Origin of the sequence: Mesorhizobium sp. ISC25 (genome assembly GCF_042295465.1) — a bacterium.
GTDB lineage: Bacteria > Pseudomonadota > Alphaproteobacteria > Rhizobiales > Rhizobiaceae > Mesorhizobium.
In genome coordinates, this window is sequence record NZ_CP135441.1 from 5,673,502 (window position 1) to 5,689,079 (window position 15,578).

The 15,578-nt window shown below is 64.6% G+C and carries 16 protein-coding genes and 1 pseudogene; 5 read left to right on the forward strand and 12 right to left on the reverse strand.

The annotated features are described in order from the left end of the window. Positions 1-116 precede the first annotated feature (116 nt). The 7 genes from RQ479_RS27950 to phnG are packed head-to-tail and all read right to left on the reverse strand — an operon-like array spanning position 117 to position 5,308. Positions 117-734 (reverse strand): DapH/DapD/GlmU-related protein, encoded by a 618-nt coding sequence (locus RQ479_RS27950; RefSeq protein ID WP_352469192.1) that lies wholly within the window; start codon positions 732-734, stop codon positions 117-119. After that, complete coding sequence (gene phnL, locus RQ479_RS27955; protein WP_376703149.1) at positions 731-1,438, reverse strand: phosphonate C-P lyase system protein PhnL; 708 nt, start codon at positions 1,436-1,438, stop codon at positions 731-733. The genes RQ479_RS27950 and phnL overlap by 4 nt, the downstream gene beginning before the upstream one ends. Before the next feature lie 2 nt (positions 1,439-1,440). Continuing rightward, complete coding sequence (gene phnK / locus RQ479_RS27960) at positions 1,441-2,217, reverse strand: phosphonate C-P lyase system protein PhnK (protein WP_065009749.1); 777 nt, start codon at positions 2,215-2,217, stop codon at positions 1,441-1,443. Next, entirely contained in the window at positions 2,214-3,125 is a 912-nt protein-coding gene (locus RQ479_RS27965) for an alpha-D-ribose 1-methylphosphonate 5-phosphate C-P-lyase PhnJ (RefSeq protein ID WP_376703150.1), read from the reverse strand. Before RQ479_RS27965 ends, phnK begins: the two co-directional genes overlap by 4 nt. After that, positions 3,122-4,234, reverse strand: a complete 1,113-nt coding sequence (locus tag RQ479_RS27970; protein WP_376703151.1) for a carbon-phosphorus lyase complex subunit PhnI — start codon at positions 4,232-4,234, stop codon at positions 3,122-3,124. The genes RQ479_RS27965 and RQ479_RS27970 overlap by 4 nt, the downstream gene beginning before the upstream one ends. Position 4,235: 1 nt before the next feature. After that, on the reverse strand, positions 4,236-4,847 hold the full coding sequence (gene phnH, locus RQ479_RS27975) for a phosphonate C-P lyase system protein PhnH (protein WP_376703152.1): 612 nt from the start codon (positions 4,845-4,847) through the stop codon (positions 4,236-4,238). Continuing rightward, positions 4,847-5,308 (reverse strand): phosphonate C-P lyase system protein PhnG, encoded by a 462-nt coding sequence (phnG, locus tag RQ479_RS27980; protein WP_376703153.1) that lies wholly within the window; start codon positions 5,306-5,308, stop codon positions 4,847-4,849. Before phnG ends, phnH begins: the two co-directional genes overlap by 1 nt. 135 nt (positions 5,309-5,443) lie before the next feature. Between phnG and phnF the strand changes: the two genes are divergently transcribed. After that, positions 5,444-6,187 carry a phosphonate metabolism transcriptional regulator PhnF gene (gene phnF / locus RQ479_RS27985; RefSeq protein ID WP_376703154.1) on the forward strand — a complete coding sequence of 248 codons (744 nt, stop codon included), beginning with the start codon at positions 5,444-5,446 and terminating at the stop codon, positions 6,185-6,187. A gap of 18 nt (positions 6,188-6,205) precedes the next feature. Here the strand turns inward: phnF and RQ479_RS27990 are convergent. The 5 genes and pseudogenes from RQ479_RS27990 to RQ479_RS28010 all read right to left on the reverse strand — a co-directional run bounded on the left by RQ479_RS27990 (position 6,206) and on the right by RQ479_RS28010 (position 12,730). After that, a pseudogene (locus RQ479_RS27990) lies at positions 6,206-7,223 on the reverse strand (zinc-binding alcohol dehydrogenase family protein). A gap of 70 nt (positions 7,224-7,293) precedes the next feature. Beyond that, a complete protein-coding gene (locus RQ479_RS27995; RefSeq protein WP_292664616.1) occupies positions 7,294-8,259 on the reverse strand; it encodes an ABC transporter permease in 966 nt (321 codons plus the stop codon). Beyond that, on the reverse strand, positions 8,256-9,809 hold the full coding sequence (locus RQ479_RS28000; protein ID WP_376703155.1) for a sugar ABC transporter ATP-binding protein: 1,554 nt from the start codon (positions 9,807-9,809) through the stop codon (positions 8,256-8,258). The genes RQ479_RS27995 and RQ479_RS28000 overlap by 4 nt, the downstream gene beginning before the upstream one ends. A gap of 103 nt (positions 9,810-9,912) precedes the next feature. Further along, positions 9,913-10,908 (reverse strand): ABC transporter substrate-binding protein, encoded by a 996-nt coding sequence (locus RQ479_RS28005; protein ID WP_376703156.1) that lies wholly within the window; start codon positions 10,906-10,908, stop codon positions 9,913-9,915. A 316-nt stretch (positions 10,909-11,224) separates the two neighbouring features. Beyond that, complete coding sequence (locus tag RQ479_RS28010; RefSeq protein ID WP_376703157.1) at positions 11,225-12,730, reverse strand: UxaA family hydrolase; 1,506 nt, start codon at positions 12,728-12,730, stop codon at positions 11,225-11,227. Positions 12,731-12,986: 256 nt separating this feature from the next. On the opposite strand from RQ479_RS28010, the gene RQ479_RS28015 reads away from it, so the two are divergent. From RQ479_RS28015 to RQ479_RS28030, 4 genes are all read left to right on the forward strand, one after another. Further along, positions 12,987-13,889, forward strand: coding sequence for an FCD domain-containing protein (locus RQ479_RS28015; RefSeq protein ID WP_376703158.1), 903 nt, complete (start codon positions 12,987-12,989; stop codon positions 13,887-13,889). Between the two features lie 119 nt (positions 13,890-14,008). Then, positions 14,009-14,365 (forward strand): DUF2946 family protein, encoded by a 357-nt coding sequence (locus tag RQ479_RS28020; protein WP_352469205.1) that lies wholly within the window; start codon positions 14,009-14,011, stop codon positions 14,363-14,365. Positions 14,366-14,464: 99 nt separating this feature from the next. Further along, the gene (locus RQ479_RS28025; protein WP_352469206.1) at positions 14,465-15,001 is read left to right on the forward strand and encodes a copper chaperone PCu(A)C; all 537 of its coding nucleotides are present in this window, start codon (positions 14,465-14,467) and stop codon (positions 14,999-15,001) included. Positions 15,002-15,026: 25 nt separating this feature from the next. Continuing rightward, the gene (locus tag RQ479_RS28030) at positions 15,027-15,545 is read left to right on the forward strand and encodes a YcnI family protein (protein ID WP_376703159.1); all 519 of its coding nucleotides are present in this window, start codon (positions 15,027-15,029) and stop codon (positions 15,543-15,545) included. Positions 15,546-15,578 lie beyond the last annotated feature (33 nt).

Here is a 15,578-nt window from a genome sequence, read left to right on the forward strand (position 1 = left end):
GTGTGAATGGTGAATGGTGAATGGTGAATGGTGAATGTGAATGGCGATAAAGAAGGCGTCCCTGAGCCTCGAAGCCTATTCTCTGCCGCCATTCACCATTCACAATTCACCTTTCGCTAGCCGCCATATTTCTCCAAAAACGCCTCCGCCGACAGTTCCCGAAAATCGTCGAGGGCGGCGTGCAGCCTTGCGTGGTCCCAGTCCCACCAGGCGAGCGCCTGGTAGCGTTCCGCAGTGCGGCGGTCGAAGCGTTCGCGGATCGGCTTGGCCGGTACGCCGCCGACAATGGTGTAGGGGGCCACATCCTTCGAGACGACCGCCCCGGCACCGACCGCCGCACCATCGCCGACGGTGACGCCGGGCAGGATGGTCGAGCCGTGACCGAGCCAGGTGTCGTGGCCGATGGTGACGCGTTTGGCGCGGCGCTGGGCGAAGAATTCGCTCTCGTGCTCGGCGTCGTCCCAATAGTCGGAGGCGCGATAGGTGAAATGGTGTAGCGTCGGCCGCCAGGTCGGATGATTGGTGGCATTGATGCGCACGCTAGCGGCGATGTTGGCGAATTTGCCGATCGTCGCGCACCAGACGGCGCAGTCCTGCATCATGTAGGAATAGTCGCCGAGCGTGCTTTCGGAAACCCGGCTGCGTTCGGCGATCTCGGTCCAGCGGCCAAGCGTCGAGCTCTCGATCTCCGCCGTCTCGTGGACCAGCGGCGCCTCCGACAATTTCCTCGTCATGCAGCGATTTTCCCGGTGCCAAAGGCGGTCACGTCGATGACGCGGTCGGCGACCGCCTCGCGCACGTCGTGATCGTGGAAGATGCCGAGCAAAGCGATGCCCGCCGCCTTCTTGGCGGCGATCAGCGTTATCACCACGTCGCGGTTTTTCGCGTCGAGCGAGGCGGTCGGCTCGTCAAGCAGCAGGATCGGATGCTCGGTGATGAAGCCGCGCGCGATGTTGACGCGCTGCTGCTCGCCGCCGGAGAACGTCGCCGGCGGCAGCGCCCAGAGCTTCTCCGGCAGGTTGAGCTGCGCCAGCAAGGCGCGTGCCTTGCCGCGCGCTACTTCGCGCTCCTCGCCGCGCTCGACCAGCGGTTCGGCGACGACATCGAGCGCCGAGACGCGCGGCACGGTGCGCAGGAACTGGCTGACATAGCCGATCGTGAGCCGGCGCACAGCTAGCACGGTGCGCGGGCTGGCCGAAGCCAGGTCGATCAGCCCGTCCTCGTGCTGGACGATGATCTGGCCTGCGTCGACGGCATAATTCCCGTAGAGCATTTTCAGGATCGAGCTCTTGCCGGCGCCGGACGGGCCGCCGAGCACGGCGCATTCGCCGGCCCTGATCGCGAACGAGACACCGGCGACCACCGGCAATTTGATGCCCTCGCGCAGATGCATGGTGAAGCTCTTGGCGACATCGGAGACAACGAGCGGGGTTGCCATCGTCACACCTGCAATATCGAGGAAACGAGAAGCTGGGTGTAGGGCGCGCGCGGATCGTCGAGCACGCGGTCGGTGAGGCCGCTTTCGACGACGCGGCCGTCCTTCATCACCATCATGCGCTGCGACAAGAGCCGCGCCACCGCGAGGTCGTGCGTGACGACGATGGCCGCCAGGCCAAGGTCGGTGACCAGGCCGCGCAACAGATCGAGCAGACGCGCCTGCACCGAGACGTCGAGGCCGCCGGTCGGCTCGTCCATGAACACCAGCCGCGGCCCGGTCACGAGGTTGCGGGCGATCTGCAGGCGCTGGCGCATGCCGCCGGAAAAGGCGCGCGGCTCGTCGTCGATGCGGTCCTCGTCGATCTCGACGCGCGACAGCCAGTCGACCGCCGTCGCGCGGATTTTTCCATAGTGGCGGTCGCCGACCGCCATCAGCCGCTCGCCGACATTGGCGCCGGCCGACACCGTCATGCGCAGCCCGTCGGCGGGGTTCTGATGGACAAAGCCCCAGTCGGTGCGCATCAGGAAGCGGCGTTCGGCCTCGCTCATGCGGTAGAGCTCGCGGAACTGCCCGTCGCGCATGCGGTAGCTGGCGGTGCCGGAGCTGGGCAGCAGCCTTGTCGACAGGCAGTTGAGCAAAGTCGTCTTGCCGGAACCGGATTCGCCGACGACAGCCAGCACTTCGCCCGGCCAGAGGTCAAAGGTGACGTTCTCGCAGCCGACGCGCGAGCCGTAGAATTTGGACAGCGCCGAAACGCGCAGCAGCGGTTCGTCGGTCATTGCGCCGGCTCCGTTTTTTCTGGGGCAAGATGGGTTTCGGGCGCAAGGTGGCCGCGATGGCCTTCGGCCCGCCGCTTCTCGCAATGATCCGTGTCGGAGCAGACGAACATGTGGCCGCCATGGTCGTCGAGGATGACCTCGTCGAGATAGACGTTCTCGGCCGCGCACAGTGCGCAGGGCTGGTCGAAGGTCTGCACCTCGAACGGATGGTCCTCGAAGTCGAGGCTGACGACATCGGTGAAGGGCGGCAGCGCATAGATGCGCTTTTCGCGGCCGGCGCCGAACAATTGCAAAGCCGGCGAACGGTGCATCTTCGGATTGTCGAATTTCGGCGTCGGCGAGGGATCCATCACATAGCGGCCCTCGACCTTGACCGGATAGGCATAGGTCGTGGCGATGCGGCCGTGCCTGGCGATGTCCTCGTAGAGTTTTACATGCATCAGGCCATACTCCTCCAGCGCATGCATCTTGCGCGTCTCCGTCTCGCGCGGCTCGAGGAAGCGCAGCGGTTCGGGGATCGGCACCTGGTAGACCAGCACCTGGCCGGCACTGAGCGGATATTCAGGGATGCGGTGGCGCGTCTGGATGATGGTCGCCTTCGCCGTCTCGGTGGTGACAGCGACATTGGCGACCTTCTTGAAGAAGGCGCGGATCGAAACCGCATTGGTGGTGTCGTCGGCGCCCTGGTCGATGACCTTGAGCACATCGTCCGGGCCGATGATCGAAGCGGTGACCTGCACACCGCCGGTGCCCCAGCCATAGGGCATCGGCATTTCGCGCGACGCGAACGGCACCTGATAGCCGGGGATGGCAATGCCCTTGAGGATGGCGCGGCGGATCATCCGCTTGGTCTGCTCGTCGAGATAGGCGAAGTTGTAGGTGGCGATGTCGGTCGGTTGTCCGGTCATTCCGCGGCCTGCCTCTTCTCTTCGCCCTTGCCGGCATTTTCGCGGGCGTCGTGCTCTGCGCGCATGCGGCGCACGAGGTCGAGCTCGGCCTGGAAGTCGACATAGTGTGGCAGCTTGAGATGCTCGACGAAGCCGGTCGCCTGGACATTGTCGGAATGCGATATGACGAACTCCTCGTCCTGCGCGGCGGCGACGACGTCCTCCCCGAACTCCGAGGCGCGCAGCGCGCGGTCGCATAGCGCCATGGCCATCGCCTTGCGCTCGCTCTGGCCGAAGACGAGGCCGTAGCCGCGGGTGAATTGCGGCGGCGCCTTAGCCGAGCCCTTGAACTGGTTGACCATCTGGCATTCGGTGACGCGGATGCTGCCGAGCGGCACGGCGAAGGGCAGTTCCTGCACATCGAGTTCCAGCTCGACCTCACCGATGCGAACCTCGCCGACGAAGGGATGGTTGCGGGCGTAGCCGCGCTGGGTGGAATAGCCGAGCGCCAGCAGAAAACCCTCGTCACCGCGTGACAGCGCCTGCAGGCGGATGTCGCGTGCCATCGGGAATTCCAGCGGCTCGCGGGTGATGTCGCCCGGCACATGGTCTTGCGGCATGTCGCCGTCGGGCTCGATCAGGCCTTCACGGGCGAGGATGGCCGATACCCGCGGCATCGCCTCCGTCTCGCCTGCACGCTGTTCCGGTTCGGCGACATCGCCGCCGGCGGCAAGCTCGGGATCGAGCAGCCGGTGGGTGTAGTCGAAGGTCGGGCCGAGCAGCTGGCCGCCGGGCAGGTCCTTGTAGGTCGCCGACACGCGCCGCTCGACCAGCATCGTGCCGGTGTCGATCGCCCTGGTGTAGCCGAAACGCGGCAGCGTGGTGCGATAGGCGCGAACCAGGAAGATCGCCTCGATCATGTCGCCGCGCGCCTGGACGATGGCGAGTGCCGCCAGTTCGCGATCATAAAGCGAACCTTCGCTCATCACCCGGTCGACGCCGAGCGCCAACTGCTCGACGATCTGGTCGAGGCGAAGTGCCGGCACCGATCGGTCGCCGCGCCGGCGGTCGGCGAGCAGTTTGTGAGCATTGCGAATGGCCGCTTCGCCACCCTTTACCGCGACGTACATGCTACGCCTCCATCGTCTTGATGCGCGTCGTGCGCGGCAGGCAGGCAATTGCGTCGGACGTGGCGAGGATGATGTCGACGCCACGCGGAAAGCGCTGGTTGTTCTGCTTCCATTGCTCGACGAAATGGCGCGGCATTTGCGCCGGCGCGATCGTCGCCGTCTTCTCGATGCCCGGGCCTTCGAGCAGCAGCGGAGCGCCGGAGACGAGATCGCCGACCTCGAGGATCAGCGTCGTCGAGCGATCGGGATAATCCTGGGTGCCTTGCGAAAAGCCGTCGAGCGCCATCATCTCGGCCGGCGTGGCGATCAGCGCGAAATGCGCGTCGGCCGGGGTGTTGGCCAGCGGCGCGCCGGTATGGAAGCCAAGCCAGGATTTCATCGCCGCCGACCCCTGCAAAACCAGGTCGAGCCAGAGCGGCGTGTCGTTGTCGCACAGCGCCAGCGCAATGGCGCCGGCGGTGGCCGATAGCGGCGCTGGCGGCTGGGCGAGCGCCGGCAACGGCTGCACGCTGCCCGGCCGCGCCATCGCATCCATGATGGCACGGAATACGGTCTGGGCGTTGAACACCGGATCGGCAAAGCCGCCTTCGATCGATTGCACCGCTGCGTCCATCAGTCTTCTCCGCGCACCATCGTGAAGAAATCGACCTTGGTCGCCGCCGTCTCGGCGCGGCGCTGGTCACGCGCCTTGGCCAGTGCCGCTTGCAAGGGCGCGAGGATCCTGGTCTCGACCTCGTTGCGGTGGGCAGGATCCTGCCAGAGCGCGTCGGCGATTGCCGCCAGCCTTGCCTTCTGCTTGTCGCGGCCGAGCGCGTAGCAGTGGCCGACATGGCCGGACGCAAGCCGCACCGTGGCGCGGGTGACCGTCGCCTCGCCAACATTGAAGGGCGCGCCGCCGCCGCCAATGCGGCCACGCACGGTAACCAGGCCGGTTTCGGGGCCACGCAGAAGTTCCGCCTCAGAAGGCAGGCCGGCTTCGTCCCACAGACGGACGATGTCGTCGCCGGCCGATTGTGCCAGCGTCGCCATCACGGCCTTGCGTTTGGCCTGCTCTCGCGCTTCCTGTCCTCGCATGGCCGGTGCTCCTCGTCTGCGTGCATTTGTCTATTGATATAGACAACTATACAAATTATATCTATTATTTAGCGCGTGTCCATGACGTGTACGTGACACGGGCCAAAAGATCGGCGCAAAGAATTGGGGCGGGAGATGATCGGACAAGCCAACAGCATCGAGCGGCGCAGCGGTGTCGCGCTGTGGCGGCAGATCGCCGACCAGATCCTGCATTCGATCGCCGTCGGCGATTTTCCCGAGAATGCCGCGCTGCCGCCGGAGATCGCGTTGGCCGGACGCTATGGCGTCAACCGCCACACGGTGCGCAGCGCCATCGCAGCGCTGGTGCAGGAGGGTGTGCTCAGGGCAGAGCAGGGGCGCGGCACCTTCGTGCTGTCGCGCAGGCGGCTGTCCTATCCGATCGGCGCCCGCACCCGCTTTTCCGAGGGATTGCAAGGACAGGCGTCAGAGCGGCATATCACCTTGCTCGCGTCATCGGTAGAGCCGGCCAACCGTCGTGTCGCAGAGGGCTTAGGCCTTGCGAAGGGGGCCGATGTGATACGCCTGGAAACGCGCGGCGAAGCCGATGGAGTGCCGGTGTCCCGCGCTGCCGGCTGGTTCGAGGCCAGGCGCTTTGCCGGCATCGATGCCGCCATGGCGGAAACCGGTTCGATCACCGCATCGCTGGCACGTTTCGGCATTGACGACTATCTCCGGCAATCGACCGTGCTGTCGGCGCGCCATGCGGATGCCGCCGACCTTGCGGACCTCGAGCTGCAGCCCGGCGCCATCGTGCTGGTGACGGTCGCCGTCAACGTCACGCCCGACGGTCAGCCGATACAGTTTTCGGAGTCGCGCTTCCCGGCCGAGCGGATCGAGCTCAAACTGTCGGCGCTCTGAGATGCGCCAGCCTTGGCATCATCCGACCTGAATGACAGCCTTGATCAGGCCGGACTTCTCATGCGCCCAGCGGGCGAGGTCGTGCGGCGTCTCGCCAAGCGTGGTGCGGTGGGTGACCAGCTTTGCCAGCGGCAGCGCGCCGTTGCGGATCGAGGCGGCGACATGATCGAAATCGGCACGCAGGGCGTTGCGGCTGCCGATCAGCATCATCTCGCGCTTGTGGAATTCGGGATCGGAAAAGGCGATGTCGTCCTTGACGACGCTGACCAGGACCAGCGCCCCGCCGTGCGCGACATGGGCGAAAGCCGACTGCACCGACCGGGTGTTGCCGGTGGCGTCGAACACCACGTCAAAGCCGTCGCCGCCGGTTGCTTCCCGCACCAGATCGGCGGCGACGCCCCGCGAGCCGTCAAGGGTCGCGAAGCCGAGTTCACTTTCGGCGAAACCCAGCCTCTCCGCACTCATGTCGAGCAGCGTCACGTCTAGCCCGGCGATGCGGGCGAACAGCGCCGTGCCGAGCCCGATCGGGCCGGCGCCGATGACCAGCGTGCGCGCACCTGGATCAGCCAGCGAGCGCCGCACGGCATGGGCGCCGATCGCCAGGAATTCGACGGCGGCGGCATCCGGCCAGCGACAGGCCGTTTGCCGGATAAAGATTTTGCGCCGGCACCAGGATCTGCTCGCACATGGCGCCGTCGCGGTGGACGCCGAGCACCTCGATCCTGACGCAGCAATTCGGCTTGCCTTGCCGGCAGGCGATGCATTTGCCGCAGGCGAGATAGGGATTGACGATCACCGCTTCGCCGACGGCGAGATCGACGTCCTCGCCAACCTCGATCACGGTGCCGGAAACCTCGTGGCCCATGACGCGGGGATAGGCGAGGAACGGGTGCTTGCCTTCGAAGATGTGATAGTCGGTGCCGCAGATGCCGACATGGCTGACGGCGACCAGCGCCCAGCCGGCGGGGGGCGCGCCAGGCGCCGGGCGGTCTTCGAGGACAAGTTCGCCGGGCGAGCGGCAGACGACGGCTTTCATGCTTCAATCCAGTCGGTTCATGGCACCGCCGGCTCTGCTGTCGCGAGGCCGGCGGTTGTTGGGAGGCGGTCTATTTGCCGCGACGGCGCAGCCCGTCGAAATAGACGATGACGATGATCAGCACGCCGGTGATGATGCGCTGCCAGAAGGCGTTGACGTTGAGCAGATTGGCGCCGTTGTTGATGGTGGCAAGGATGAAGGCGCCGAGCAGCGGCCCGTGCACCGAGCCGACAGCGCCGAACAGCGAGGTGCCGCCGATCACCGAGGAGGCGATCGCCTGCAATTCCCAGCCCTCGGCCTGCGTCGGATTGCCGATGCCGATGCGCGACGCGAGCAGCACGCCGACGAAGGCCGCACACAGCCCCGACAGCGTGTAGGCCATGTAGATGGTGCGCTGGACGTTGACGCCCGACAGACGCGACGCCTCGGCGTTGGAGCCGACAGAGAACAGATAGCGGCCCCAGCGGCTGTGGTGCAGGAAGATGTAGGCCGGGATGCCGACCAGGATCACCATCCAGAACAGATTGGGGACGCCGACGAAGGAACTGCGCGAGAACGTCTGGAAGGCGTCGTTGTTGATCGAGATCGAGTTGCCGTTGGTCATCAACAGACCGATGCCGCGCAGCGAGGTCAGCGTCGCCAGGGTGATGATGAAGGGTGGCAGGCCCATCTTGACGATGCCGAAGCCATGGAACATGCCGATGGCGACGCCGACCAGCAAGGTGATCAGGATGGCGAGGAAAACCGGTGTGCCGGCGTTGATCAGCATCGCGACGATGACGGTGGCGAAGCCAACCACGGCGCCGACGGAAAGGTCGATGCCGCCGGTGATGATGACGAAGGTCTGGCCGACCGCCAGGATGGCGATCATCGACCCTTGCCGCAACAGGTTGGAGATGTTGTTGGCGGAGGCGAAGCTCGGCGTCGCCACCGACAGGATGACCCACAAAAGAACCAGCAGCGCCAGCAGTGTCAGCCCGAACAGGGCGTTGTAGTTGCGTTTCGGCCTTTCGACAGCGATCGCCTCGGTGCTCATATCCGTCCTCCCGGTTTTTCTTGTTTCTCGGCCAGCGCCTGGGTGAGGATCTCCTCGTGGTCAGCGGTACGAAACCCATGCGTGGCCACCAGCTTGCCGCGCCGGAACACGTGCAGCGTGTCGGCGAGCTCATAGACCTCCGGCAGGTAGGACGAGATCAGGATGATGCCGGCTCCCTTGGATAACAGCGCGCCGAACAGGCGGTAGATCTCGGCCTTGGTGCCGACATCGACGCCGACAGTCGGCTCGTCGAAGATGAACAGCTTGGCGCCATGGGCGAGCCATTTGCCGATGACGATCTTCTGCTGGTTGCCGCCGGACAGGCTGGAGGCCAGCGCGCCGCGCGTCGGCGTCTTGATGCGCAGGTCGGCGATCTGGCGATCGGCTTGCGCCTTTTCCTGCGCGCGGGAGATCAGCAGATTGCTCGAGATGCGCTTGTAGATCGGCAGATTGAGGTTGAGTCCGACCGGCAGGTTGAGGCAGAGGCCCTGGTCGCGGCGGCTTTCCGGGGCCAGCGCCATGCCGAGCCTGATCGCGTCATGTTCGGAATTGACCTTGACCTCCTTGCCCTCCCACAGGATCTGGCCGGCCGATTTGCGGTGCCGGCCATAGAGCGTGGTGACGAACTCGCTGCGCCCGGCGCCGATCAGGCCATAGAGGCCGACGATCTCGCCGGCGCGGACGGACATCGAGACATTTTCGAAACCCTTGCCGGACAGGTTCCTGGTTTCTACAAGCATCGCGCCCGGGGTGAAATGCTCCTTGTGGTAGACCTGCTCGATCGAGCGGTTGATCATCATCTTGACCAGCTCGGCGTCATTGGTCTCGGCAATGTTCCTGGTGCCGACCAGCGTGCCGTCGCGCAGCACCGAGACGCGGTCGGCGAGCTCGAACACTTCTTCCATGCGATGGCTGATGTAGATGATGGTGACGCCTTCGCCCTTCAGCCGGCGGATCAGCGTGAACAGCTGGTCGGCCTCCTTACGGGTAAGATAGGCGGTCGGCTCGTCGAAGATCAGGAATTTGGTGCCGCGAACGGTGGCGCGGGCGGCGGCGATCAGCTGCTGCTGGCCGATGGTCAGGTCACCCAGCATGACATGCGCCGGCAGGTCGAAGCCGAGATCGTCGATGATCTTCTGCGCCTGCCTGACCATCGCCCGCTGCTGCAGGATGCCGAAACGTGCATCCTCCTCGCCGAGGAACATGTTGGCGGCGACGGTGAGATGGCGGCACAGGACGACTTCCTGATGCACGGCATTGATGCCGAGCGCCATCGCCTCATGCGGCGTCGCCAATGCGGCAGGCTTGCCCTCCCAGATGACGTCGCCGGAGGTGCGCGGCATGACGCCGGTCAGAAGCTTGATCAGGGTGGATTTGCCGGCGCCGTTTTCGCCGACGATGGCATGGATTTCGCCGGCCTTGAAGGCGAGGTCAACCGGCTTCAGCGCGTGAGTGCCGGGATAGCGCTTTTCCAGCCCGCGGAGTTCGAGGATGGTCCTGCCCGGTTCCAGCGTTGGGGCCGGATGAAGTTCCTGCGCCGTCGACATCATGACAATCCTCCCAGATTGGCCCCTAAAGATTGGCCTCGCGATTGGCACGAGCGGGATGTTTCCGGGGCGAAAGGCCCCGGAAACAATTCACTTGCGGCTATGCTCAGTCGAGCTTGGGGTTGAGCAGCGCGTCGATCTTCGGGTCCTTCATGTTGGCCTTGGTGACCAAATTGGCGCCGGTGTCGACATTGGCCTCGACCTTCTCGCCTTTCGAGGCGGCGAGCGCCGTCTTGATGCCGTCATAGCCCATCCGGTACGGATCCTGGACGACGAGAGCCGAAATGACGCCGTCGTTGAGGAATTTGATCAGCTTCTCGTCGCTGTCGAAGCCGACCAGCCCGACCTTGCCTGCGAGGCTGTTCTCGGCGATCGCCTGACCGACGCCCTGCGCCATGATCAGGTTGGAGGCGAAGATGCCCTTGAGGTTGGGGTTGGCGGTGATCAGGTCGGTGGCGATGTTGAGGCCGGTGGTGGCCTGGCCGTCGGCGTATTTGTCGGCGACCAGCTTGAGGCCGGGATATTTGGCGGCGAGCTGTTCCTTAAAACCCTGGGCGCGCTGTTCGAGCGAGCCGGCGCCCGGAAGCGCAGTGATCAGGGCGACGTCGCCCTCGACCTTGCCGCCATTGGCTTCGCCGATGGCTGCGGCAAGGCCGTCAGCGGCGACGCGGCCGCCCTGGATGTTGTCGGTGGTCAGGAACGAGGTGAAGGCCTTGGAGTCGGCACCGGAGTCGATACCGATGATCTTGACCTTGGTGGCGGCCTCGTCGATCGGCTTGCCGAGCGCCTTGGCTTCGGTCGGCGCGATGACGACGGCGGCCGGGTTGCCGGCGACGGCATTTTCGAGGATCGAAATCTGGCCGTTGACGTCGGTCTCGGCCTGGGCGCCGAGTTCCGGCACGTTGACGCCGAGATCCTTGCCGGCCTTACGGGCGCCGGCCAGAACGATCTGCCAGTAGAAGGACGTAGTATCCTTGACGATGATCGGAATGGTCGCGTCAGCCGCGGATGCCGGCGCCGAATGCATCACGCCGGCAAGCATCGAGGCGGCCGTGAGTGCCACGAAGGCGCGGCGATTGAGAATGCTGGTCACGAATTTCATTAGGAGTCCTCCCTAAGTCGCCCGGTGAATGTTACGGAAGCTCCATTCGGATGGCGCGGCCCAAACGGAACTTTATCAATAAAAAACATTTACCGCATTTTGATAGTGCATCATCTCGGTCGGCGCAAGCGCTGTTTGATGGCCGCTTCGAATGGCTGGGTGGGAAAGCTTGCTCCCTCGGAACTCCGCTGCCAATCTCCTCCAATATGTCGCATGGAATATTAATTCCATCGCTCAGTCAATATGGAATGTTCATTCTTTTTTGGGGCGTACGAACTGTGACACCTGGCGATCACGTCAGGTGTTTGCGACTGGCTTAGAGCGTCGCTCCGAGGTGCCACGGCACGAACTCGTTGTCGCCGTAGCCGAATTCCTCACTCTTGGTCTTGCGGCCCGAAGCCGTCTCGACGATCAGCTCGAAGATCTCGCGGCCCATGCCGGCGATGGTCTTTTCGCCCGAGGCGATGACGCCGCAATTCACGTCCATGTCCTCTTCCATGGTGTGGTACATGGTCGAGTTGCTGGCGACCTTGATCGACGGCGTCGGCCGGCAGCCGAAGCAGGAGCCGCGGCCGGTGGTGAAGACGATTACGTTGGCGCCGCCCGCCACCTGGCCGGTGGCCGAGACCGGGTCGTAGCCGGGCGTGTCCATGAACACCAGCCCGTGCCCGGTGACCTTTTCGGCATAGCCGAAGACGCCGTTGAGCGGCGTCTGGCCGCCCTTGGCGACCGCGCCGAGCGACTTTTCCAAGATGGTGGTCAGGCCGCCGCGCTTGTTGCCCGGTGAGGGATTGTTGTCGATGGATGCGCCATGCTTGGCGACGTGGTCTTCCCACCATTTCACATAACCGTCGAGCTTGGCGGCGATCTCGGGAGTTGCGGCGCGATAGGCGAGCAGGTGCTCGGCGCCGTAGATCTCCGTCGTTTCGGAGAGGATGCCGATGCCGCCGACGCCGGCCAGGATGTCGACCGCGGCACCCAGCGCCGGATTGGCGGTGATGCCGGACATGCCGTCGGAGCCGCCGCATTGCAGGCCGACGACGATCTCGCTGACCGGGATCGGCTCACGCTGAAGCTTGCCGACCTCTTCGGCAATCTCGGCCAGCACGACCAGTGCTTTCTCGACCGATTTGCGCGAGCCGCCGGCTTCCTGGATATTGAAATGGCGTTTTCCCGCGGCAACGCCCTTCTGGCCATAGAGGGTGAGCTGGTTGACCTCGCAGCCGAGCCCGACCATCAGCACACCGCCGAAATTCGGATGACGGGCGTAGCCGGCCAGCGTGCGGTGCAGCACCATCATGCCGTCGCCGGTGGCGCTCATGCCGCAGCCCTGGCCGTGGACGATCGGGACGAAGCCGTCGATGCCGGGATATTGCGGCAGAAGCGTGCGGTTCGCGGCGTCGGCGATGGCGTGGCAGACGGTGGCCGAGCAGTTGACGCTGGCGAGAATGCCGACGAAGTTGCGCGTGCCGGCGCGGCCGTCGGCGCGGCGGTAGCCCATGAAGGTGCGGGCGCGGTCGGCCCCGGTCGCATGCACTGCCTCGCTCGGCGGCACCACCGGCAAACGCCCGCTTTCGAAGACCAGATTGTGCGAATGGACATGCTCGCCGGGCGCGATGTCCTGCGTGGCGCGGCCGATCGCCTGGGCGTATTTGACCACGGCTTCGCCGGCCGCAATCGGCTTGATCGCCACTTTGTGGCCCGGCTCGATCAGCGCGGCGGCGACGGCGCCGCCCGGCAGCACGGTGCCGATCTCGATGCGGCCATTGGCGACCGCGACATTGTCAGCGGGAGACAGAAGAATGCTGTTTGCGGCGTTCACGGGAGCTTCCTGGGTGTGTTCCTGGGTGCGCGAGCGGATTGACACGCGGCTCTTAACATATAATGTCTTTTATCGTGAAAAAACATTTATGCGTCAATTGTTTTTTCGCCAGAGCGCGACGCTTCTTTTGGATGCGTGAAGTAGGCTCTACAACCAAAACTAGCGTTGCGCATGATGTTTTCCGAAGCGGTACCGGTTTCATGCGCGAGAAACGCTTCACATCGGACGCAAACGGCGGCGCGCCACGGGGCAGGGGATGTCGAAGAGCAACAACGTTTACAAGGATGCCTATAATCGCGGTCTGAGGCTGCTCGACGAAACCAGGAGCCTGCCTTCGGAGCCGGAGCTGGGCACGCTGCTCGGCGTCAGCCGCACGACGGTCCGCACCATCCTTGCGCGCATGGAAGAGACCGGGCTGATCGACTGGAACAAGCGCAGCAAGACGGTTCTGCGCGAACCGCGGCCGGACGATTTCTTCCCCGAGGAAGAAACCGACACGCTGGCCGAGATCATTGAGCGCTCCTTCATGCGGCGGCTGCTTGCCAGCGGTGCCGAGGCCGGAATGCAGATCAACGAGCTCGAACTGGCGCGCGAGATCGGCGTCGGCACCACCAGCGTGCGCGAATTCCTGATCCGCTTCTCGCGCTTTGGGCTGATCGAGAAGCGCCGCAACAGCCATTGGGTGCTGAAAGGCTTCACCCGCGCCTTCGCGCTGGAGCTGACCGAAATCCGTGAGATGTTCGAACTGCGCTCGGCCGCAGCCTTTGCCGCTCTGCCCGAGGACAGCCCGGTGTGGGCCGACCTCGACCGTCTGGAAGACGAGCATCACCGGCTGGCGCGCGAGATCGCCGTGCGTTTCAACGAATTCTCCGAGCTTGACGAGCGCTTTCACCGGCTGATCCACCGGGCGTCGCACAACCGCTTCATCGTCGATTTCTACGATGTCATCGCCATGATCTTCCACTATCATTACCAGTGGAACAAGGCGCAGGAGCGCGAGCGCAACCAAGTCGCGGTCCAGGAGCATCTCGCCTATATCGCCGCGCTCAAATCGCGCGATCTCGCCAAGGTCGACGCCGCCTGCCGCAAGCACCTGAAATCGGCCCGCCACACGCTGCTGACGTCCATTCCCGAGGGCAGGCAGCCGCAACGCGCGTGATTGTGTTGCGTTGCCGCAGCAACGTTTTGGCGATTTTCCGGCCGCCGTCTCCGTGCTAGAGAGCTGACGTTGCTGCGTGAAGAGGCTGGTTCTTGACCATACGCCGGAGACGATGGAGCATGCCGGTCGCGTTCGCCGCGGCGTGGCTTTTCGTGCTCCAGTCGATGTTCGGCGCGTTTGCTTCCGGCGTCGAGCCGAACGCCTCGCAATTCGATGCTTTCGGCAACACGATCTGCACCCATGACGGTGCGGCGCAACTCCCCGCCGGCGATCCGCATCAGCAGCACATGCCGGCTTGCTGCATGCTTGGCTGCAATCTGGTTTCGGCGGTCTACGTGCCGCCCGATGCCGCCGGGAGCCTGTCTCGCAGCCCCTCCGTCGAAACCATCGCCTTTTTCCTGCCAGCCTTCCGGCATCGCGATTTCGCCCGCGCCCGCACTCCGTCCAATCCGCGCGCACCACCGGCGACGGCCTGATCCGTTCCGGTTCGCGCCGCGCAACGGTTTGCCGGCGCGTTTATCGACATCGTTCGCGACCGGCCATCGGCGCGATCCCCTAAAGTCCACGGAGCAATCATGTCTCACTCTTTTCGCGCTGCCGCATCCAGCCGCAGGCGCTCCTCACTGGGTATTTTCGAGCAGCGTCTCGGCGTCACCCTTTGCGTTCTTGCCCTCCTGTTCGCCAGCGCCCAGATGGTGTTGGCACATGAGTTCAAGCTTGGCGATCTCGAGATCGGGCACCCCTGGTCGCGTGCCACGCCAGCCGGTGCCAAGGTAGCCGGCGGCTACTTCACCATCACCAACACCGGCAGTGCGCCGGATCGCCTGCTGTCGATCACCTCCGACATTTCGGCCAAGGCCGAACTGCACCAGATGGGCGTCAGCAATGGCGTCATGACCATGCGGCCGGTCACCGGCGGCCTCGAAATCCCGGCTGGCGGCAAGGTCGCGCTGGCGCCCAACGGCTATCATTTGATGTTCATGGATCTGAAGCGGCAGCCCAAGGAGGGCGAAATGTTCTCCGCCACGCTGACCTTCGAAAAAGCCGGGCCCGTTCAGATTGAATTCGCCGTGCAAGGCATCGGCAGCGCGGCGCCCCAGGACGACGACTGACTTGGCCGCTTCGAGAGGTAGCATCATGAAGAAATCTCTTTTGCCCGGCTGCGTGCTTCTTGTCCTCGGGACCAGCGCGGCCTTTGCCCACATCACGCTCGAAACGCCGGAGGCGGTGGTGGGCTCGACCTACAAGGCGGTTCTTCGGGTGCCGCATGGCTGCGAGGGCAAGCCGACGACCGCGCTGCGCGTGCAGATCCCGGAAGGGGTGCTCTCGGTCAAACCGATGCCGAAGCCGGGTTGGACGCTGCAGGTCAAGAACGGCAAATACGAGAAGTCCTACCAGCTCTACGGCCAGGCAGTGACCAGCGGCGTCAAGGAGATCGACTGGAGCGCCGGCAGCCTGCCGGACGAGTTCTACGACGAATTCGTCTTTCGCGCGACGCTGGCGTCCGACCTGCCGGCAGGCCAGATGCTGCATTTTCCGGTGGTGCAGGAATGTGACGGCGTTGCCGATCGCTGGATCGAGATTCCGGCGGCCGGGCAGGCTGAGGACGCGCTGGAATTTCCGGCGCCCGGCCTCAAGCTGCTGCCGCAGAAGTGAGCTCCAGCGGCGCGCTTTGGCGGATGAGCGCGC